Origin of the sequence: Alteromonas gilva (genome assembly GCF_028595265.1) — a bacterium.
GTDB classification, from domain to species: domain Bacteria; phylum Pseudomonadota; class Gammaproteobacteria; order Enterobacterales; family Alteromonadaceae; genus Alteromonas; species Alteromonas gilva.
Map to the genome: position 1 here is coordinate 2,149,192 of NZ_JAQQXP010000001.1, position 20,028 is coordinate 2,169,219.

21 protein-coding genes are annotated in these 20,028 nt (G+C 46.6%); 14 read left to right on the forward strand and 7 right to left on the reverse strand.

Annotated features, from left to right (window positions below; genetic code table 11):
* Positions 1-110 precede the first annotated feature (110 nt).
* On the forward strand, positions 111-998 hold the full coding sequence (locus OIK42_RS09415) for a 6-carboxytetrahydropterin synthase (protein WP_273640003.1): 888 nt from the start codon (positions 111-113) through the stop codon (positions 996-998).
* A gap of 37 nt (positions 999-1,035) precedes the next feature.
* Complete coding sequence (locus OIK42_RS09420; protein WP_273641471.1) at positions 1,036-1,797, forward strand: M23 family metallopeptidase; 762 nt, start codon at positions 1,036-1,038, stop codon at positions 1,795-1,797.
* A 142-nt stretch (positions 1,798-1,939) separates the two neighbouring features.
* Here the strand turns inward: OIK42_RS09420 and OIK42_RS09425 are convergent, their stop codons facing one another.
* On the reverse strand, positions 1,940-3,715 hold the full coding sequence (locus OIK42_RS09425; protein WP_273640005.1) for a M61 family metallopeptidase: 1,776 nt from the start codon (positions 3,713-3,715) through the stop codon (positions 1,940-1,942).
* A 127-nt stretch (positions 3,716-3,842) separates the two neighbouring features.
* On the opposite strand from OIK42_RS09425, the gene OIK42_RS09430 reads away from it, so the two are divergent.
* The 4 genes from OIK42_RS09430 (at position 3,843) to OIK42_RS09445 (ending at position 7,150) form a co-directional block, all read left to right on the forward strand.
* Complete coding sequence (locus OIK42_RS09430; protein ID WP_273640007.1) at positions 3,843-4,520, forward strand: PilZ domain-containing protein; 678 nt, start codon at positions 3,843-3,845, stop codon at positions 4,518-4,520.
* 101 nt (positions 4,521-4,621) lie between these two features.
* Positions 4,622-5,083: an Mpo1 family 2-hydroxy fatty acid dioxygenase gene (locus OIK42_RS09435; protein WP_273640009.1), complete on the forward strand. Its 462-nt coding sequence runs from the start codon at positions 4,622-4,624 to the stop codon at positions 5,081-5,083.
* A gap of 139 nt (positions 5,084-5,222) precedes the next feature.
* Positions 5,223-6,320, forward strand: coding sequence for a sensor histidine kinase (locus OIK42_RS09440; RefSeq protein WP_374211849.1), 1,098 nt, complete (start codon positions 5,223-5,225; stop codon positions 6,318-6,320).
* A gap of 2 nt (positions 6,321-6,322) precedes the next feature.
* Positions 6,323-7,150: a LytR/AlgR family response regulator transcription factor gene (locus OIK42_RS09445; protein WP_273640011.1), complete on the forward strand. Its 828-nt coding sequence runs from the start codon at positions 6,323-6,325 to the stop codon at positions 7,148-7,150.
* Between the two features lie 456 nt (positions 7,151-7,606).
* Here the strand turns inward: OIK42_RS09445 and OIK42_RS09450 are convergent, their stop codons facing one another.
* Positions 7,607-7,804, reverse strand: a complete 198-nt coding sequence (locus tag OIK42_RS09450; RefSeq protein WP_273640013.1) for a hypothetical protein — start codon at positions 7,802-7,804, stop codon at positions 7,607-7,609.
* 240 nt (positions 7,805-8,044) lie between these two features.
* Here OIK42_RS09450 and OIK42_RS09455 point away from each other — a divergent pair, with 240 nt between their 5' ends.
* Positions 8,045-9,667 carry a methyl-accepting chemotaxis protein gene (locus OIK42_RS09455; RefSeq protein WP_273640014.1) on the forward strand — a complete coding sequence of 541 codons (1,623 nt, stop codon included), beginning with the start codon at positions 8,045-8,047 and terminating at the stop codon, positions 9,665-9,667.
* A gap of 165 nt (positions 9,668-9,832) precedes the next feature.
* Here OIK42_RS09455 and OIK42_RS09460 read toward each other — a convergent pair whose 3' ends face one another.
* Positions 9,833-10,849: an ATP-dependent 6-phosphofructokinase gene (locus tag OIK42_RS09460; RefSeq protein ID WP_273640015.1), complete on the reverse strand. Its 1,017-nt coding sequence runs from the start codon at positions 10,847-10,849 to the stop codon at positions 9,833-9,835.
* Positions 10,850-11,027: 178 nt separating this feature from the next.
* On the opposite strand from OIK42_RS09460, the gene OIK42_RS09465 reads away from it, so the two are divergent.
* Both OIK42_RS09465 and OIK42_RS09470 read left to right on the forward strand, forming a co-directional pair.
* Positions 11,028-11,876 carry a DUF6279 family lipoprotein gene (locus OIK42_RS09465; RefSeq protein ID WP_273640017.1) on the forward strand — a complete coding sequence of 283 codons (849 nt, stop codon included), beginning with the start codon at positions 11,028-11,030 and terminating at the stop codon, positions 11,874-11,876.
* Complete coding sequence (locus OIK42_RS09470; RefSeq protein ID WP_273640018.1) at positions 11,877-12,794, forward strand: DMT family transporter; 918 nt, start codon at positions 11,877-11,879, stop codon at positions 12,792-12,794.
* A gap of 8 nt (positions 12,795-12,802) precedes the next feature.
* On the opposite strand, the gene OIK42_RS09475 is transcribed toward OIK42_RS09470, so the two are convergent.
* Together OIK42_RS09475 and OIK42_RS09480 are read right to left on the reverse strand one after the other, a co-directional pair.
* Positions 12,803-13,102 (reverse strand): hypothetical protein, encoded by a 300-nt coding sequence (locus OIK42_RS09475; RefSeq protein WP_273640019.1) that lies wholly within the window; start codon positions 13,100-13,102, stop codon positions 12,803-12,805.
* A 40-nt stretch (positions 13,103-13,142) separates the two neighbouring features.
* Positions 13,143-14,789 carry a response regulator gene (locus OIK42_RS09480; protein WP_273641475.1) on the reverse strand — a complete coding sequence of 549 codons (1,647 nt, stop codon included), beginning with the start codon at positions 14,787-14,789 and terminating at the stop codon, positions 13,143-13,145.
* Between the two features lie 105 nt (positions 14,790-14,894).
* Between OIK42_RS09480 and OIK42_RS09485 the strand changes: the two genes are divergently transcribed.
* From OIK42_RS09485 to OIK42_RS09495, 3 genes are all read left to right on the forward strand, one after another.
* Positions 14,895-15,404, forward strand: coding sequence for a VC2046/SO_2500 family protein (locus OIK42_RS09485; protein ID WP_273640020.1), 510 nt, complete (start codon positions 14,895-14,897; stop codon positions 15,402-15,404).
* 114 nt (positions 15,405-15,518) lie between these two features.
* Complete coding sequence (trhO, locus tag OIK42_RS09490; RefSeq protein WP_273640021.1) at positions 15,519-16,517, forward strand: oxygen-dependent tRNA uridine(34) hydroxylase TrhO; 999 nt, start codon at positions 15,519-15,521, stop codon at positions 16,515-16,517.
* A 60-nt stretch (positions 16,518-16,577) separates the two neighbouring features.
* On the forward strand, positions 16,578-16,820 hold the full coding sequence (locus OIK42_RS09495; RefSeq protein WP_273640022.1) for an EF-hand domain-containing protein: 243 nt from the start codon (positions 16,578-16,580) through the stop codon (positions 16,818-16,820).
* A gap of 594 nt (positions 16,821-17,414) precedes the next feature.
* Here OIK42_RS09495 and OIK42_RS09500 read toward each other — a convergent pair.
* Both OIK42_RS09500 and OIK42_RS09505 read right to left on the reverse strand, forming a co-directional pair.
* Entirely contained in the window at positions 17,415-17,891 is a 477-nt protein-coding gene (locus OIK42_RS09500) for a nucleoside deaminase (protein ID WP_273640023.1), read from the reverse strand.
* Positions 17,885-18,568: an FMN-dependent NADH-azoreductase gene (locus OIK42_RS09505; RefSeq protein ID WP_273640025.1), complete on the reverse strand. Its 684-nt coding sequence runs from the start codon at positions 18,566-18,568 to the stop codon at positions 17,885-17,887. Before OIK42_RS09505 ends, OIK42_RS09500 begins: the two co-directional genes overlap by 7 nt.
* Positions 18,569-18,699: 131 nt before the next feature.
* Here OIK42_RS09505 and OIK42_RS09510 point away from each other — a divergent pair, with 131 nt between their 5' ends.
* Together OIK42_RS09510 and OIK42_RS09515 are read left to right on the forward strand one after the other, a co-directional pair.
* A complete protein-coding gene (locus tag OIK42_RS09510) occupies positions 18,700-19,548 on the forward strand; it encodes a LysR family transcriptional regulator (protein WP_273640026.1) in 849 nt (282 codons plus the stop codon).
* A 66-nt stretch (positions 19,549-19,614) separates the two neighbouring features.
* Positions 19,615-20,013 carry a hypothetical protein gene (locus OIK42_RS09515; protein WP_273640028.1) on the forward strand — a complete coding sequence of 133 codons (399 nt, stop codon included), beginning with the start codon at positions 19,615-19,617 and terminating at the stop codon, positions 20,011-20,013.
* Positions 20,014-20,028: the final 15 nt, after the last annotated feature.

The window sequence follows — 20,028 nt, forward strand, 5'->3', positions numbered from 1 at the left end:
GTACTGTTATACTGTTAGCATAACGGTCGGGCGCTGCGCTGGTGTTGCACACGAAGCGCCCATGCGTTGATGCAAAGCCCGGCCAGAACAACTTTAAATATTGAGAAACGATGCAATTATTTGTCAACGATTTAACCGTCATGGACTTTTCCTACCTGTGCCCTGAGCGCGGAATGGTAGGCGAAAGCTGGATAGTTGATGTGCTGCTCGATGGCACATTAAACGAAGAAAGTATGGTCCAGGACTTTGGTATTGTTAAAAAAAACCTGAAAAGACTGATTGACGAGTACGTTGATCATAAATTGCTGGTGCCGGCGGAATGCCCGGCAACCACAATCCGTCATGAAGATGACAGCGATCAGGTTGAGGTAAATTTTGACCTCGACGCCACAAAAGAAAACGGCCGCAGAATTCAAATGTATTGCCCGGCAGACGCTTACGCCTTTATTTACGCGCCGGTGATCACCATGGAATCGGTCAGCGAATATCTGCGCGAGGTCATTGCCACGCATCTGCCCGACAACGTGGACAATCTGACCATTAAGTTACGCACTGAAGTGATCACATCACCGTTTTATCACTACACACACGGCCTTAAAAAACACGATGGTAACTGCCAGCGCATTGCTCATGGCCATCGTTCGCGGGTCGATATTATTAGCGACGGCGCCAATGATGTAGAGAGCCAGCAGTACTGGGCTAAGCGGTGGCAGGATATCTATATAGCGTCCAGTGAAGACAGGATTACACCTGCGGCACTGCAGTTAAAGCAGCGTCTGAACAACTACGACGAACACGTTTGTTTTGCTTACGAGTCGACACAGGGCTATTTTGAAATTGTGTTACCGCAGAGCATGTGCGAAATCATCGACACTGATTCGACGGTAGAGTGTTTAGCGCAGTATATTTACAACCAGCAAAAACAGCGTTTACCCGATACACATTGCTGTGTACTTGCCTACGAAGGCGTGGGTAAAGGAGCTATGGTTAGTGACTAACTGGCGTATCTGGTGGCTGTTACTGGTACTGATTGGCATGCCTGTCGCCCAGGCACTGGAGCTGCGCGGTTCATTAACCCAGGGCAGCTTATTGCGTGGCAAAGTACCTGAGGGGAGCAAAGTTTGGCTCAACGATGAGCCGGTAAAAACCCTCAGTTCCGGTGAGTTTGTGATTGGCTTTGGTCGTGATGCGGGACCGCAACAGGCATTGCGCTGGCAGACGCCCGACGGTGAAATGCACAGTAAACCGCTGACATTAGCAGAGCGTCAGTATCCCACCCAGCACATCGAAGGCGTACCACAGGCCATGGTAACGCCGCCAGAGCGTGTATTAGCGCGTATTAAAGACGATAACTGGCGGGTAGCCGTGGCCCGCAAAACCGACAGTTTACGCACAGACTTTAACAGTGAATTTGTCTGGCCAGCAGAGGGGCCAATCACTGGTGTATATGGCAGTCAGCGGGTATTTAATGGCGTACCTAAACGTCCGCATTATGGTGTGGATGTAGGCGCCCCAACCGGTACAGCGGTAACCGCCCCGGCCGGTGGTAAAGTCACCCTGGCCCATCCGGATCTGTATTATTCCGGCGGTACCATTATTATCGACCATGGTTTGGGGGTGAATTCAACATTTTTACACCTTAGCAAGCTTTCTGTTGCGGTTGGCGATATCGTAAAGCAGGGCGATAAAATAGGTGAAATAGGCGCCACCGGCAGGGCAACCGGCCCACACCTCGACTGGCGCATTAACTGGTTTAATGAACGCCTCGATCCTGCACTACTGGTGCCGCCCCGTTAGCAAATTTTACCGGCATTAGGATAAGCGCTTCCTAATACCGCTGTTTACCAGCGTAAATCCCGCCGGGCGTATCATTGTCGCTACAGGCAAAGCCAGTCGTCATTTAAACACCACATAACGACTGGCTTTTACCGGTTTGCTATCAATGGTTTAACCAGGCAGCCAGTTTTTTAGGATCGCTGATTTGTAGAACACAGCTTTGCGGTTGTGGGGCTATCAGCGGCATTGACAGGTTCAGTAAGCGGCCATCGCGAATAACGCTCAATGCCAGCGGTGCCTGGCGCTCAACGCTTAGCATGCGCTGTAGTAATTTAGCATTAAGTACATAACCATCCGCAGCAATCAGCTTATCATCGATTTGTAGCCCGGCCTGACAGGCTGCGCTATCTTCCTGCACGCTCAGAATCACTAGTCCGCTGTCGGCATCTTTTGTGGTGGCGCCAAATTCGTAGCAGGGTGCTGATTTAGTCAGTAACTCGCCGCCCTTATCCTGCAGAGACACCGGTGATTGTGTGACGTGTGACACACCAATATCGGCTAACAGGCTGGCAAGGGGGACATCTTCGGTACCATAGACGACCCTGGCCAGATAGTCACTGACATCAACGTGCAGATGATCGCGACACAAAGTGGCGATAACATTTGCCGGTGTACCTTTGTTATGGCCGTATTGCTGCCAGAGTAAGCGCATTAAATCGTCGAGGTTGTAACGATTATTGCTTTGCTGTCGGAGTAAGATATCCAGACCGAGCGCCACGATGCCGCCTTTATTGTAGTAGCTGACAATGTTGTTAATGGCGCTGGCATCCTGTTTGTAAAACTTGGTCCAGGCGTAGTAACTCGATTCTGCAATGGATTGTTTAAACCTCCCGGCGTTTTTGTATAACCGTGTGAGGTTTTGCGCGACAATTTTTAAGTATTGTTCGGGCGAAATGACTCCGCTTCTGGCCAGCGTAACATCGTCGTAGAAACTGGTGAATCCTTCATAAATCCAGAGTTGATCGGTGTACACTTCCTGACTTAGATCCGGGCTTACCATCACATCGGGTTTGATGCTTTTGACATGCCAGGTATGAAATAGCTCATGGCTACATAAACTAATAAAGTTGGTGTAACTGTCGCTGGGCTCTTCAGCTTCTCCCGCCAGCGGCAGCTCAAAACGCGGATACAGCAGTGCTGTTGAACTGCGATGCTCGAGGCCGCCATAGCCTTTATCGGCAATCAGCGTCATAAACAGGTAACGCTGCACGGGTGCCGGTTTACCAAAGAGATCAAGATGATGCTGACAGACTTTGGCCAGATCACGGCGTAAACGCGGCATATCGTATTCGGTGCTACCGCTGAATAATAACGTAAACGTGACATCATCGACGGTAAAGTCGGTCTGGGTGCAAACCCCCATAAAAATCGGATGATCAATAAGCTCATCATAATCATTGGCCACCAGGCTGTTGCCTGTGCTCGCTGGCATTGAGGTTGCGAGCGACCAGTCAGGGCGTTGTTCCGGCAAGATAACGTCAACCTGACACGGACAATGCTGAAAATCCGTAACCGCCAAAAATACACTGGTACCGTTACAAAACGCGAACTCATCGTTGATATAGGCGCTGCGCACCGACAGATCAAAGGCATACACCTGATAGGTTACCGTGAGCGCTTCGCCGTTACAGGCAATGTGCCACGATTGTTTGTCGACAGGGCTAACGGTGAATTGTTCACCGGTGTTTGAGATAGCGTCAAGGGTAATAATGTTGCGCGCAAAGTCTCGCACCATGTAGGAGCCGGGTATCCATGCGGGTAATGAAAGTGTGAGTGTGTCTTTGCCCAGCGCCGGGATTGTCATGCTAACAGTAAACACATGCTGGCTGATTGAACTTACCGACAAAGTATAATGGATAGTGGCTGAACGTTGTTCCAAGTGTAAAAACCTCTCAGTGTCTGACGTAAAGCAAAACCGCCGCTTTATGGCCGTCTGGCAATAGTATGTGAATTGATTGACGAAATATGATTATATAGCCATAGTTATTGTTATTTCAGTTTAAATTATGTCGAAGCAAAAAAATACACAGCTTAGTCGTGCCGACATACAAAGCTTACAGGCATTATCACCGGGTAGTGTGGTTGACCTGCAGATTTCGACACCAACAGCCCCTAAACGGGTTCGCACTCATTATATTGGTGCAGATTTTCCCCATTGCTTACTGTTTCAGCTGCCGAGTGAATCAAAATGGGGATATTTACGCGATATTCTGGTACCCGAAAAAGAAGTTGTTGTGCGCTACGTATTGGAAGGCGGCGAGGGTAAAGTCATTGCACTGCGCTCTAAAGTACTGAAAGTTATCACCCATCCTACTAATATTGTATTTATCGCAATGCCATCTTCGTTACAAACGCTGGCACTGCGTAAACATAAGCGCTGGACGCCAGGCATTCAGGCCAGGATACTGATAAAAGACAACAACCGAGAACTGAGCACTGAGTGCATGATCGTTGATGTTTCGCAGCAAGGCTGCCGTTGTGTGGTGGAGCCTTCACCTGATTTTCCGCCTTTGGATAACGGTAAAACCGTGTCTCTGGCTATTTCGGCAGACAGTGACACGCAGATCCGTGGCATCATTAAAAACAGCAGTTCTGCTCATGCAAAAATGTTTTATGGCGTTCAGTTTAGCGCTGATGCGGAAATTGTTAAAAAATTGTTGGATCGTTTTATTGTTGAGATTTAGGATAGCCATAGGGCTATTGATACCTTTAACCGGGATTGCCTGGCGATGTCTGCAGCAGCGACACTGTGGATACGGTTTAATCGATTGCGAGTAATGCACAAATGCGTGATATAGAACGGTTGTTTAACGAGTATTCTGAAAGCCATATGAACCCAACCAATAAAATGATCCATCAGCTGGCGGTTCCGTTGATTTATTTTTCGGTAATTGGTCTGCTCTGGTCGATACCCGTGCCCGACTGGCTTGCTCAATACGGGGTGAATTTTGCCCACATCGCAATTCTACCCGCACTTTACTACTACTTTTTGTTGTCTGGACCCATTGGTGCGGCAATGACATTACTCACCATCGGCTGCTTTTTGGTTTTACAACAAATAGCTGCCTCCGAGGTTGCGGTATGGCAGGTCAGCGTGGTCGTGTTTGTGGTGATGTGGATACTGCAGTTTGTGGGGCATTGGGTAGAAGGCAAGCGCCCGTCGTTTTTGACTGATTTGCGTTTTTTATTAATTGGCCCTGCCTGGGTATGGGGAAGTTGGTTAAAGCGACTGCATATCAGTTACTAATTGCAGGCCATCTGCGACGGGTTGGGCCGTATCAGCCAGAGAAAGTGTTATTCAAAAGGGCAGCATTGCTGCGATAAATCGTTAGTCAATTACGACTAAGTCACTTATTCAACTCATAATTGTGCGTATAATGCAGTAGATGCTAAAAAATTCTGGTTCTTTCGTGCTGAAATGGCAACGCTTATTTGAAAACAATGAACGGCTGTTCTGGGTGTTACACACCGTAGGGTGGACGGGATTTGCTGTGGTGTATTACATTGGCTCGTTTCTTCATGAAGTGCGGCCAATCTTCTTATTCATAATTCTACTTAATTCTTATGCAGGCTGGATACTGACCATTCCGCTTCGCTATATTTATCGGTGGGCACGAAAACAAAACGCGGTAAAACTGCTGGTTACGGTGCTGGCGGCATCTTACGTAACTGCGCTTTTGTGGGCCGTGGTAAAAAATGTCAATTATTGGGAAATATATAAACACGGTTTTCGACCCGATGCCTGGTATTTGTATTTTAGTAACACCATCGACTCAATGATCATGATTGGTTGCTGGAGCGGTTTGTACTTCGGTATTAAAAACTTTGAAATGTTACAGCGGGAAAAACAAAATGCGCTCAAGGCCAGTACCATGGCGCATCAGGCCCATTTAAAAATGCTACGCTATCAGCTCAATCCGCATTTTTTATTTAATACCCTTAATGCCATTTCAACCCTCATCCTAATGAAAAACAACGACACGGCTGAGGCGATGGTGTCGCGGCTAAGCGACTTCTTGCGCTACTCACTGGACAACGACCCTATCAAAAAAGTGGCATTAGGCCAGGAAATCAAAGCACTGCGACTCTACCTTGAAATTGAGAAGGTTCGTTTCGGTGAGCGCCTGGAAGTGCAGTGGAATGTTGAAGAGGATTGCGAAAATGCTATGGTTCCCAGTATGATACTGCAACCGATTGTTGAAAATGCCATTAAGCATGCCATTTCGAAGTTAGAACAATCCGGTAAACTTACCATTGATGCGCGCCGTTTTGGCAATGATCTGTTGCTGAATGTGGCGGATAACGGCCCTGGCGCAGATATCGTGGCTGGTCAGTTGAGTCGCAGCGGCGGGGTGGGTTTACCGAATATCAAAGAGCGCCTGCACGCGCTGTATAATCGTAATTTTGCATTCACTGTAGAGCATAATCAGCCTCAAGGCGTGCGTGTTAGTGTGCGTATTCCTTATGATGTAAAGGATAGTTAATAATGAGTCAGCAAAAAATAAAAACACTTATCGTTGATGATGAACCGTTAGCCCGCAGTGGACTAAGGTTACGCCTGGAAAAGTTCGACGATGTCGAAGTGGTTGCTGAGTGCCAAAATGGTCTGGATGCGGTAAGTATGATTTCCCAGCACCGCCCGGATTTAGTTTTTCTCGATATTCAGATGCCAGGCTTAAATGGCTTCCAGGTGATAAATAAACTCAAGGAGTTAAAGCAACCGATTCCAATGATCGTGTTTGTTACCGCCTACGATAGCTATGCGATTAAAGCGTTTGATGTACATGCCATTGATTACCTGTTAAAGCCGGCCGATGATGAGCGACTCGGCGCTGCCCTGGCCAAGGTAAGAGAGTACTTTTCTACCCAGCATCAGGATGAGCAGTCACGCAAACTGGTGAATCTGGTGGCCGAACTAACCGGCGATGACTGCGATGAAATCTTACGTAAACTCGCCAGCGGCGAAGCGGTTGAAACCAATCCGTATCCTGATGTGCTGGCAATCAAGGACGGCTCTGAGGTTACCCGTGTAAATGTGTCAGATATTCAGTGGATTGATGCGGCCGGGGATTACATGTGCGTGCATTCATTGGACGGCATGCACATTATGCGCAAAACCATGAAAGAACTGGAGCAGGAGCTCAACCCCCAATTGTTTGTTCGGGTTCACCGCTCTGCCATTGCGAACATCCGCTATGTCAAAAAGCTCGTAAGTCACATAAGTGGTGAGTATCATTTAATTTTAAGTAACGATACAGAGCTCAAGGTTAGCCGCAGCCATCGCGATAAAGTAAAAGCAGCAATGAAAATGTAATGTAAATCGACTATGTACTGCTGGCGTTACAAACAAGTCTCGTTGGTTCGCTATTTATATCCGCCATCAGTATGCGGTAGGCTACCGATGAGCCGGACATTATTGTTTGAGCCTGTTAAGCGCTGTTACTTTCTGAGTTATTCCTGGTTCGTGCAGGATACTTGCTGAGGGTACTTAGCGGTGTGGGACTGGTTGCAACGCTCCCGGCCTTGGGTGTTGTGTTGATTTATCTGCTACTACATCATTGATAGTGCCATTGTCAAATGGTGGATAACTCTTCGCTAAACGTTTATATCTATTGATATTGAAAGATATTGTCATATTTGTGTGAATGCATTTTCAACTAAGAGCCTTTATTTATAAAGACCCCAATCCAGGCTATTTTATTTTCTGTGTGTCCGCAATTCCCTGTGGATATCCAGGAGATATCGATCTTTGATTTAGTATGTCAATTCTCTAACCTTTTGATAGTTCAACATCAATGGTAAAACCACCACTTTCTTCGACGATAAAAATTTTTGCATAGTTTGCAGCCTGGCTTTTTCCAATACAGACAGTGTCAATCGTAGTCGCGCCGGTAACAGGCTGGCAGTTTGTTACTTTACTTTTGACGAAACGATTTATAGCCCTAACCACGTCGATTAATACTAGCACGCAAACACAACTGCTCTTAGTCATGCCGGCATTGAGCCAGTTATATCAAAGAATAACGGGTTTAAATAACTAAATAGAAAAATGCCGACGACACATTAATACTGAAGTGCAGCCAAAATAGCGAAATTTCTGCTGATTAACCGAACAAGATATAAATCGGCATCTATAATGATTTTAAAGATACTCAAGTTACTGAATCGGCGGACGATAACTATTTTATAATTATTTTAGGGGTGGGTAATGTTAAGAAAAATAAAAATTGCAAACCGGCTTATGTTGGCGTTTGGGTTAATGTGTTTGCTAACGATACTGGTCAGTGCGATTGCGATCTATCGTTTTAACAATATGGAAGACAATTTAAACAACATCGCCGAACGTCGGTTACCATCAGCACTGATAACGGGCGAAATGAATCGCGAGTTTTTATTAATTAGACTCAATACTTTAAGCATGATTTATGCTGAGGATTCTGAACATTATAGATCCCTGAAAAAGCGTATGCAGCAGGCTCAGCGAAATTATGACGATGCGGCTGACAGAGTGGCAGAGTTTCATAAAACCGAAAAGGGTAGTGCTACGTTAAGCACTGTGACTTCAGCGAAACAATACTACGATGAACAGCATCAGCAATTATTCGCGATGTTGGAAGACGGTAATTTCGATAAAGCGAAAGAGTTTCAGCGTTTACGCTTTGCAGACGCCTCCAGTCAAGTAACTGAAGCACTTTCTGCGCTGGCTCGTTATCAGGAAACTACCGGCGGGAATGCAGCGGTTAGAGCCAGAGAAGGGGCTACTTTAGCGATTTCAAATATGATCTTGATCACCATATTTGCCATTGTCGCAGCGATTATTCTGGCCTGGTTATTTGGCCGTAGTCTTATTCAGCCAATCCAAAATGCGCTATCTGTAAGCAGGCGTATTGCCGCTGGCGATCTGAGCCAGGCTTTTCATGACGATGCGCCTGACGAAGCAGGTGAAATGATCAGAGCCATGGCTGAGATGCAATCCCAGTTACAAGCCACTATAAATGATATCAACACATCATCATTGAAATTAGCGTCAATGTCTGAGCAATTGAGCAACGTTACCCAACAGTCAACCCGCACTCTTAATCAGCAAAGCAATGAATTAGAAATGGCAGCTACTGCGGTAAATGAATTAACCACCGCAGTAGAAGAAGTGGCGCAAAATGCTGCAGCAACATCACAAAATTCTGAGCAGGCAGACAGTAAAGCAAAACATGGACTTGAGCGAGTTGATCACACCATTGATACCGTCGAGAAACTGGCAGGGGAATTACAGCAAACTCGCGAACGGATCGATAAATTAGCCGATAGAGTAGGCGAGATTAGTACGGTGCTAGACGTGATTCGAGCCATCGCTGAACAAACCAATTTACTGGCATTGAATGCAGCCATTGAGGCTGCAAGAGCTGGAGAGAGTGGTAGGGGGTTTGCCGTTGTTGCAGACGAAGTAAGAGCTTTGGCACATCGTACCCAGGAGTCAACGAAAGAGATCGAACGCATGATGCACTTAGTGCAAGGCGAAACTAAAGAATCGGTAGCGGCCATGACATCGAGTAGTGGGAGGGCGAGTGATACATTAATTATCGCTAAAGAGGCTGGCGATGCAATCGGGCTGATCACTGAAGCAATATCACAAATAAGTGGTCAGAATCTTGTGATTGCCAGTGCGGCAGAAGAGCAAGCGACGGTTGCACGAGAGGTCGACAAGAACCTCGTTAATATACGAGATTTGGCTCAAGAAACTGCAACGGGTGCCAGCGAAACTCAAACTTCCAGCTCCGAGTTAGCTAAACTCGCCGATCACCTTAGTCAGCTAGTGACGAGATTTAAATTATAAACAGAAAGTCAGTTAACCGAGCCAATCATGGCTCGGTTAATCCAGCCTTATTGTGCGCATTAAGTTTGGGGTAATATGTTCAGCCGCTTTGACACCAATGTGCCATAACATTATGTGAGCCAGTCTCCTGTTCCGTGAACTGGCAATTATCGGTTTGCTATCGGACTATTTAGTTAAATCCCAGCTATGGCGCTCGTTGAGCATGGTCTTCATAGTGCGCGTCAGTGAGTCACTGAACACCTTTTTGGTTTCCCAGGTTTGTTCGAGTGGCACTTCTGCCGGCTCAAGATTTTGTTGGCCCACCATGATGCAATGTTTACCTTGTTCTACGCAGCGAACCGCCTCAACGCCGAGGGTGGTTGCTAATATCCTGTCCTGACTAACGGGTGAACCGCCACGCTGAACATGACCTAAAATGACCGGGCGCACCTCGCCGCCGGTCAGGTTTTCGAGTTTCTCAGCCAGTGTGTTAATTCCCTCCGGCCAAAGATTTTCAGTGAGAACAATGATAAAGCTCTCGTGGCCATAGCGCTTACGGTGAATCGACAGTTGCTGATGAATATCGTTTAAGGTTTCGTCGGGATCGGTAAACAGCTCGGGTAAAATAGCATAATTTGCCGCACCGGATATGGCTGCTTTGGCGCCTAAAAAGCCGGCGTGACGGCCCATGACCTCAACCAGAAAGATGCGCTCAAATGCATCGGCGGTATCGCGCACTTTGTCGATAGAGTCCATAGCAGTTTGAATGGCAGTGTAGTAACCAATGGTAGTATCGGTGCCGTAAATATCGTTATCGATAGTGGCCGGGAGACCAATCACCTGACCGTCCCAAAATTTACTTAAGTGTTTAGCGCCGCGAAACGAGCCATCACCGCCGAGGATCAAAATAGCGTCTATGGCGAGTTCACTAAGATGTTTAGCGGCGTTTTTGGCAGCGCTGTCTTGTTTAAATTCTTCGCAGCGGGCGCTACGTAAAATAGTGCCGCCACGCTGTATGATATTGTGCACTTTCTTGCTGTCGAGCTTGCGCCAGTTAGGTGCAAGCAGGCCATGAAAGCCGTGCTCAAAGCCAATGACGGTGTGGCCGGCACCTTCGCTGGCCACGACAATAGCTCTGATGCAGGCATTCATGCCTGGTGCATCACCGCCTGAGGTAAGTACTGCAATTCTTTTCGTGGTCACAATGACTTCCTTTACATTTTGAAACACAAGCATAGCACTCGTGAGGGAATTTGTAGTCGCCACTGTAGTCTTAATTTGACTACTATGCGTAAAACCAGCAACAACCCAATGACACTGTCATCAATAAGGTTGTCAGTTTCCAGAGGGGATGCCAAGTGAAAATTATCAGGAAGACACAATGAAAAAAGGTTTGTTGATTGCGATCATCTTTTTGCTGGTGGGCTGTTCCACTAAATTTACCTACAACAATTTGGATTGGCTGATCCACTGGTATATCGACGACTACGTTTCGCTGACAGACGAACAGGAAGAGTTCTTTGACGATCATTTTGCCCAGTGGCAACAATGGCATCGCAGCGAAGAGTTGAGCAAATATATTGCCCATTTACGCGCACTCAAAGCCGATTTGAGCGCACCGACACTGACCGCGCAACAGATTGAAATGCATATGCAGGACAGCCGCCTGCATTGGGAACGTCTGCGGGATCGCGTTAGCCCGGCTCTTGCTCAGATAGCCTATGATCTCACTGACGAGCAAATTGAGTCGCTATTTGACGAGATTAACGACAAAAACGACGAGATCCGTGAGTCGCTGGCGGATTACGCTGAAATGTCGGTGGAAGAACAAGCAGAAGAGCGACTCGACAATTTAGAAGACGATGTAAGTGAATACATAGGCCGCCTCAACCAGGAACAAAAACGCATTATTAAGGCTTTCGCTCCCGAATTTAACAGCACACGGGCGTTGTGGTTAAAATACCGCACAGAAATGCAACAAGGGGCCAGAACACTGCTGGCAAACCGCAAACAAAATCCGTTGTTTAGAACCGAGTTAGTCGCACTTATTACCCGTCCGGAAGATTTCAGGAGTGAAACCTACCGGACTCTTAGGGTTGAGAATACCCGCACCTATGCGAAAATGGCCGAACAGCTGTTCTATACCCTGGATAAAAAACAAAAAAGGAAGCTTATAGGGGAAATTGACGATATGATTGAAGACCTTGAATACCTTATGAGTAACGAATAATTGGATAGCCAATACAGGCCCCTCTATGGGTTTTGTTTATCATTAACTACTGCTGTGCTATGGGGTGTATTGCCGCTTTTTTTAACCGTTTGTTTGCAGGCCATGGATAGCCAGACGATTACGTTGTACCGCTTTGTTGCTGCTGCCATTCTGGTCGGTGCCTGGTTGCTTTACCGGCGCCAGTTACCCAAAGTACACCGCTACCGTAAGGCGATTATCGTTTTAGCGATTGCCTGTACCTTTATGTTGGTGGTGAATTACGTATTTAATGTCGCCGGACTACAATACTTAAGCCCCGGTAGCGTACAGGTGTTTATGCAGGTTGCGCCGTTTGCACTAATGATAGGTGGCGTGTTCTTGTATAAAGAACACTTTAGTCGACTGCAGTTTTGGGGAGCCGGCAGTTTATTGATTGGCCTTATGCTCTTTTTTAACCAGCGATTACCACAAATCATTGCCTCTGATAGCGAAGATAGTATTGGCATCATATTTACGTTTATCGCGGCGGTAACCTGGGCCGGCTATGCTCTGTGCCAGAAGCCATTAATGAAAAACATGTCTGCCATGCAGCTAACCCTGATTATTTATATTCTGGGCAGTTTTATTTTGCTTCCGTTTACCTCACCGTTTGCCATTGCCAGTATCAACGAAGTACAGGGATGGGCGCTGTTGTTCTGCTGTTTGAATACGTTTATTGCCTATGGGGCGTTTACCGAAGCTATGCGGGTATGGTATGCATCGAGGGTCAGCGCCGTAATTGCAACGGCACCGGTGTTTACCTTTATATCCATGGCCAGTGCCGAAGCGTTATTTCCAGGCCGGTTTGAACAACCTCCGCTGGGACCGCTTGCCATCGTTGGCGCCGCCATGGTGATCAGCGGCTCGGTGATGGCTGCGTTAGGCAGAGGCAAGCGCTAAACCACGAGTCAGGGATTGGTTCTGGTTTCTTGTTTGCTTATCGGCGTTTCGCCATTTTTACAGATAGTGTCGTAATCATCGCGGTAATAGCGAAAGTTTTCGCATTCTGCCTCATACCGTTGTCGTGCAGTAAGGGCCATTTGCGGGTTTTTAGGGTTACGAATAGCCTGCTCAAGCACTTTACACTGCTGAGCCTGCGCTTTGACTTCCATAATATCTTCACAAAGTGTTGACTGACTTGCACATCCTGTTAGCCATGAACCTGCCAAGAGCATACACGAGCTTGCGATTAACATATGATGTTTCATAGTACTCTCTCTTTTTTGCTCTTAACTGATGTTGTTTTAATTATAACGTAGCAATACCTAAGCGTAATAATTCTTCACGTAAACCATCAAATTTCTCCTGATGTTGTTTACGCATCGGTGCATGGTTTAGGATCTTATATACTTGCCGTGCTTCTCTAATCAGCTTTGCGTCATCGGTTTTGTCCTTGCCCAACAGCTTTAAAATACATTGCAGTAAGTTAAGCGTGATCCCGGCATTAACGGGAGATAATACCAGCGCTGCATTAAATACGGGCTTGGCATCGGCGTATTTCTCCTGTTGATAAAGCTGAATTCCCTTGCGGTTTAACTGGGTATATTTTTGTTCGCTCTCTTTGCACTGACTGGAGATATGCTGGATCACGCGCAGGCTCGCCTCATCGAGTTCGATGCCTTGTTCTTTCAGTAACGCGGTAAGCGTACTGATTTCTTCAAACTCGCCAAGATCAGCCATAAGCTGAAGACTTGAGGTGGCCAGCGAGCCAGGATATTCCTCGAATTGTTTTTCGATGGCCTCCTGGGTTTCAATGAGTGAACGTTTGGCATCGATTAACTTACCATCAATGGCATCGACACGGGCATGGATGAGTTGATCGAAAATTTCCAGGTTAAACGGTTCGTCGACCCGCTGCAGTGCGTCATCGTAGGGCGCGCGCTGCAACTGCAATAATGCTTCTTGCTGAAAACGGTGGCGCTGGGTTTTGGAGTCGGCCGCTTCGGCAGCGTCAAGCAGCGACGAAATATGATTACACCAGTAATTGACCCGCTTAAAAATCGTGTTTTTAGACAGATTCCAGGTTGCTTTGGTGGATTCGATCAGGAGCTCAAAATTATTGTTTTCACGGGCAATTTGGCAGGCCAGATGTTGACGCTGTAAAGACAGCGGTGAGTTTTTAATGGCCTGTTTAATGTAATCGATGGCTTCTTCTGGCTGATTTTGTGCAGACTTGGCCTGCGCCAGAATATCCAGTGCTTCGGGGTCGAACTGATTTAAGTTTAACACCTGATTGGCGCACTTTATTGCTTCCGGGTATTGCTTCATGGCCAGATGCGTTTTACCCAAGGCTAATTGCGCCCACTGGCTGGGTAATAAATCAGCCTGACTGGTGAGAAGGGCCTGCGCCTCCTGGTATTTATTCTGCTGCCAGAACATTTCGGTTTGCAGGGCTACCGAGGTGCGATTATAGGAGCCCGGCATGTTTTCCAGTTGCTGCAGTGCTGACTCAGCCTGGGGGTAGTCTTTTTCTGTCAGCGCCGATAATACATCGATAAAGAACTGCTTTTTTTGCCACGCTTTATTCAGGCGATTTTTTAGCTGGGCCTGTGAAAATGGTTTGAGCAAATAATCATCGGGGTTGTGCTCCAGGGAGCCTAGTACGATAGGACGGGCCGCATCGGCACTGATCAGTAAAAAGACTGCTCCGGGCCCAATTAATGTGCGATGTTGCAGCTCCTGATACAGCTCGAAGCCATTTTTTTTGTTTGAGCCCAGGTGCAAGTCACTAACAATAATATCAACCTGATGGTTGCGACAAAACTTAATCGCCTGGTCTGCGCTGGTTGCCATCATGACGTCCTTAGCCCCTAAGTTTGTCAAGAGTCCTTTCAGCAAAACTAAAAAAGGGCGCTGATCCTCAACTACAAGGATATTAACGTCCTGATAGGGCACTCCCAATGTTTGCTCCCGTCGCTGGCGATACTTTAAGTTAATTTACTAAAGGATAATGTGAACGCGCCGATTAAGCTAGTAAGTCTTTAATATTTATGAATGATTTTGCATACAGATAATAGTCAGTCAATCGACGCCAAAGTACTGCCGATAAATAAAGAACTTGCGCTTAATCAAGCTGCTAGCGGCAGCAACGCGTTTTTTAAATTGTGCCTGGCATTGTATGATACGCACGGCGATAGCGCGGTTAGCTGGCGTAACGAGCATGAAACGGTAGCCGACGATGACTTTCCTGCCAGGCTTAATCATTACCGGCGAAGCCCGCTGACCACCAACGAGTCTAACCTGGCGACTTACCTACGCTGGCAGGCTGATATTGCGGCCAGCCCCGACGGTCATAGCAATATTAAATTGTGGCAGGCTATGCACCCCGATCCGTTAAGTTTTACCAATGACAGCAACCGGATCCCGCCCGACGTAAAGCAAAACTGCGCCTACCGCACTCAGTTGGCATGGTTAAATGCAAAGCGTGAGGAGCCCCCCACAGCCGGGTACGATACCGATCCCACGTTGTTGTCGAGCATCATTCCCGGTTCGCAGGCATTGCAATTATAAATTAAGCCATAACGCTAAAATTCCTCGTGAGGTTTTCCTGACGAGGTTTTTTTGCTATATTGCGCGCGCATTTTGCACTGGTTTTACGTTCCAACTCGCAAAGGTATAACATTTATGAGTCAGTATATTGTATGCGCAATGTATAAATTCGTTGCGCTTGAAGATTATGAAGCCATTCGTCAGCCCCTACAGGAGACAATGGAAGCCAACCAAATTAAAGGTACGTTGTTACTCGCGTCTGAGGGTATCAATGGTACGGTATCGGGCACCCAGGAAGGTATTGATAACTTGCTTGAATGGTTAAACAGCGATGCCCGGTTTAACCCGATTTCTTACAAGATTTCTTACCACGAAACCCAGCCGTTTTACCGCACCAAGGTTAAACTCAAAAAAGAGATTGTCACCATGGGTGTTGAAGGCATTGATCCGCGGCAAACGGTGGGCACCTACGTGAAGCCGGCAGACTGGAATGCGTTGATCAGCGACCCCGATGTAGTGTTAATTGATACGCGCAATGATTACGAAATAGAAATTGGTACTTTTCAGAACGCGGTAAACCCTAATACCAAAACCTTTCGCGAGTTTCCCGATTACGTAAAAGAGAATCTTGATCCGGCCAAAAATAAAAAGGTCGCCATGTTCTGTACCGGCGGTATCCGCTGTGAAAAATCCACTGCCTATTTAAAAGAGCAGGGTTTTGAAGAAGTCTACCACCTGGAAGGCGGCATACTGCAGTATCTCGAAGATGTGCCTAAAGAGCAGTCGATGTGGGAAGGCGATTGTTTTGTTTTTGACAATCGCGTAGCGGTTGATCACGATTTACAAAAAAGTGCCTATGACCAGTGTTATGCCTGCCGATTACCGATTACCGAGGCCGACAAGCAAAGTGATCAGTACGAATCAGGGGTAAGTTGCCCGCATTGTTATGGCACCCATACCGACGACCAAATCGCCCGTTTCCGCGAACGTGAAAAGCAGGTAAACCTTGCCCGCGAACGCAACGAGGAACACGTGGGTACCGAAGCCCGTGATGCCATGGAAGCGCGGCGCAAAGCGAAAGCCGAAGAACAACGCGCACGTGCTTTAAAGGCTCGGGAAGTGTCGCAGTCGTAGACATTCATATTGGCTGAGGTTACACTTCAGTCATCCAAGAATTGACAGGGAATTTAACCAGTGTCTACCGAGTTATCACCTGAAAAAATAGAAGAGATTCAAAAAGATTTTAATTTTTTTGATCGCGACGGTAACGGTCAAATCGACCTGCAGGAGTTTATTGAGCTGCTGACAGTGATTTCACCTAAAACCAAAGCCAGCCACGTAGAAGAAGGCTTTAAACTTATCGACGAAAACGATGATGGATATATCGACTTTGACGAGTTTTTAGACTGGTGGCAGGAGTGTTGGTGGGAATACTAACCCCACATTGGATTCGTTTCCTGAACATACCGAAAGCCGCTTAAAACAAAGCGGCTTTTTTGATCCTCGGCAACACGTCGCTGCGATCAATACAGGGAAGTTAGCAGCTCAGGCGAAATTGACTAATCCTATTTTGTACCTATGATAGTAATCATAGAGCTATCAGGGAGGAACGAATGGATATCGCTGTCATAATATACCTTCTTTTTACAATCACAGTTGTTGGCTGTATCGCGCTCTACATTAATAAACCGCATTTATTTCAAATTGTCTATTTTACGTGGTCACGAACTACGAAGGGGCTTTTTGCGTTTGCTTGCGGCTTCCTGCCTTAAGTTTTAAATGGCATTCCTCTGAATATCATGGGAATCGTAACTGCGGTAATAATCGGCGTTGCTTTGGAAAAGTAGAAACGACTTGCTTATATAGTGCCACGCATTTAACAAGATACTTAAACCACATAGCACAGCATTTCACAGGGAGCCATTGTTTGGCATTAGTAAATAATGCATGTTTCCATGGGAAATAATAAACACGCTTTAGCAAAACGTTACGCATGTAACGTTCCGCTAAAGCGTGTTTCAACCGGTGCATTCACAAACCAATGTCAGCCAGGGTTCGCTGACTCTTTCTAAAAGGGGCAGATTTAACTTCAGTTATCAGGCTATCGACTTTTGGGGCAGGGTTTGTATCCGTTGCTAATTCGTACGTCCATAAGTAATCATAGCCTAGCTGTTTTACTTCGTGCCGGTCGAGTAAAACCACTACCTGAGTGATCCCCGCCAGACGTATTGCTCTGTAACACAGCCCGCATGGTTCACCGGAGGCAAACAGCGTTGAACCCGCTAAACTGGCACGGCCAAGGGACTGAGCGGCCGCTCGAATTGCCTGAATTTCTGCATGGGCGGTGCAGTCATGTAACTCATTAACCTGGTTTACGCCTTCGCCAATACAGTTACCGTGTTGATCAACAATAATCGATGAAAAGGGTAATCCACCCTTATCAACCTGCCGCTGCGCCAACAAGACGGTGTAATTAGCAAAATGTGTGATTTGTGAGCGGCTTAACATGTTACGGGCTTCAGGTTTTTGGCCAGCTCACCGGCAATTTTATCGGCTTTTGCTTCGGCTTGTGTCAGTGACGCCTGATGTCGGTGATCGGCAAACTCCTGATATTCAGAGGCTATCTCGAAAATCTCGGTTACCCCTAAGTACTTGCTGAGTGTACGTAAATGGGGAACCAGATGTCCGTATGCTTCGTTTATGCCGCCTTTCTCAAAACCAAATTCACCGCTTGAAGTAATAATAACTAATGTTTTACCCGTTAGTAGTGGGGCTAAAGGGCGATCGCCTCTCGCAAGGTCAAAATCAAAGGTTTTATTAATGCGTACGATTTGATCAAACCACGCTTTTAATTGTGCAGGCATACCATAATTGTACATGGGTGATGAAATAACAATGATATCGGCTTTTTTGAGCTCGGCGATGTATTCATCTGATTGCGCAAGTACTTGCTTTTGCTCTGCTGTGCGGTTGTGCTCTGGCGTAAATACCGCACCGATCCAGTCCTGTGTAATATACTGAGGTGGATTAATACCCACGTCACGATACATATATTCATCTATATCTATCATTGATTTAAACGCTGATATAAATCGTCTGGCCAGTTTTTTTGAGATGGAATCATGCTCGGGGTTTGGATTGGAAACGGCTCTTACGCTTGCATCGATATGTAAAACAGTAGTCATTGTGGTTACCTTGGCTGATTAAATCGACTGCCATTTTTGGTTGTTTCATCACTAATAACAAACGAATAAAAAACATTTACAGGTGAGTAAAACACATCTATCTTGATGTTGTTCAACAATGAGAATTCATCATGCAAGTGTCTTTGCCCGCGCTTAAAGCGTTCGAATCCGCTGCCAGACTTGGCAGTTTTAAGGCTGCCGCCGCTGAACTTGCGATCTCACCAACGGCGGTGTCTCACCATATTAATAAATTAGAACAGCGGCTCAGCGTGCGTTTGTTTGAGCGTTCAGCAAGAAAAGTTACCCTCACTGCACAGGGGAAAGAACTGGCAACGGCTGCCAGCGAAGGTTTTAATGTAATACAGCAGGCGCTTAACAATTTAACGGTTACAAACCAACACATAAATGTGGCAACCACGTCGTCTTTTGCGGCGTTAGTGTTACTTCCTGCACTCAATGAGTTTTATGCAAAATATCCACAGTGCAGCGTTAACATCACCAGCGGTGAGCAAATTGAACCTGATAACTTTACGTTGCCTATCCGCCTTGGTGACGTTAACCAACAGGTCAGTAGCGATATCATTAAGCGCGAGCAATTTAATTTATTTAGCGCTGCATACAGTGCGGAGATGTTTAACAGGGCAGAGCAAGTCACTGTTTATACCAACAAGTGGAAAAACCCGACGCTGCCAGCAGTGCCCATAGAGGCATGGCTGGCCCTCAACGGGCTTTCCAGTAACAAGTTGGATATCAGATACTTTGATCAGGAGTTATTTTGCATACAACAAGCGTTGCAGGAAAATGCCTGTGTGTTTTGCTCTGGCACGCTCGTTCAAGGCTACTTATCTGCAGGGCTGTTAAGCGAACTGAATACCCGTGCTGTCGACTCGCTGCTTTGTTATTACTTAGCAGATAAAGAAAAAAGGACATCCCGGCACAATGTCATGTTTATAGAGTGGCTGGAAGCGCTGGTCAGGTAACACTCCTGGCCGCTTGGGTTAGTCATTCTTGCTCAATTTTTGAAAAAGCAAAAGGAGAAGACACCGATGGAACCGGATTATTCTGATTATTCAACAGAAGAGCTTCTTGAAGTACTGGACTCCATCGATCAGACTCGGTTTCCCGAACGAGCCATACAAATTAAGCATCAACTGGCGCAACGAGGGGATTTAAAAGAAATAGAGCCCGCCGCTGCAAAGGCAGCTTCTGACGAAAATTTACCTGGTACTGGCGGACAAGTGTTTTTGAGTCTTGTCGCGCTGTTTTTGTTGTGGGTTATTGTTAATGCAGCGACTACCGCTACAGTGAGCGTCAGAAGCAGTGACTATTATTATGCCTCGTCGCCAACCCTGTTTTTGCTAATTCTTGGGACTTATATTTTTGCTATGGGCGCCTGTGTAAAACGGGTTGTTACGGCAAGACGCAAGGCTAAACAAAACGTTTAGCCCTCATCATTGTCG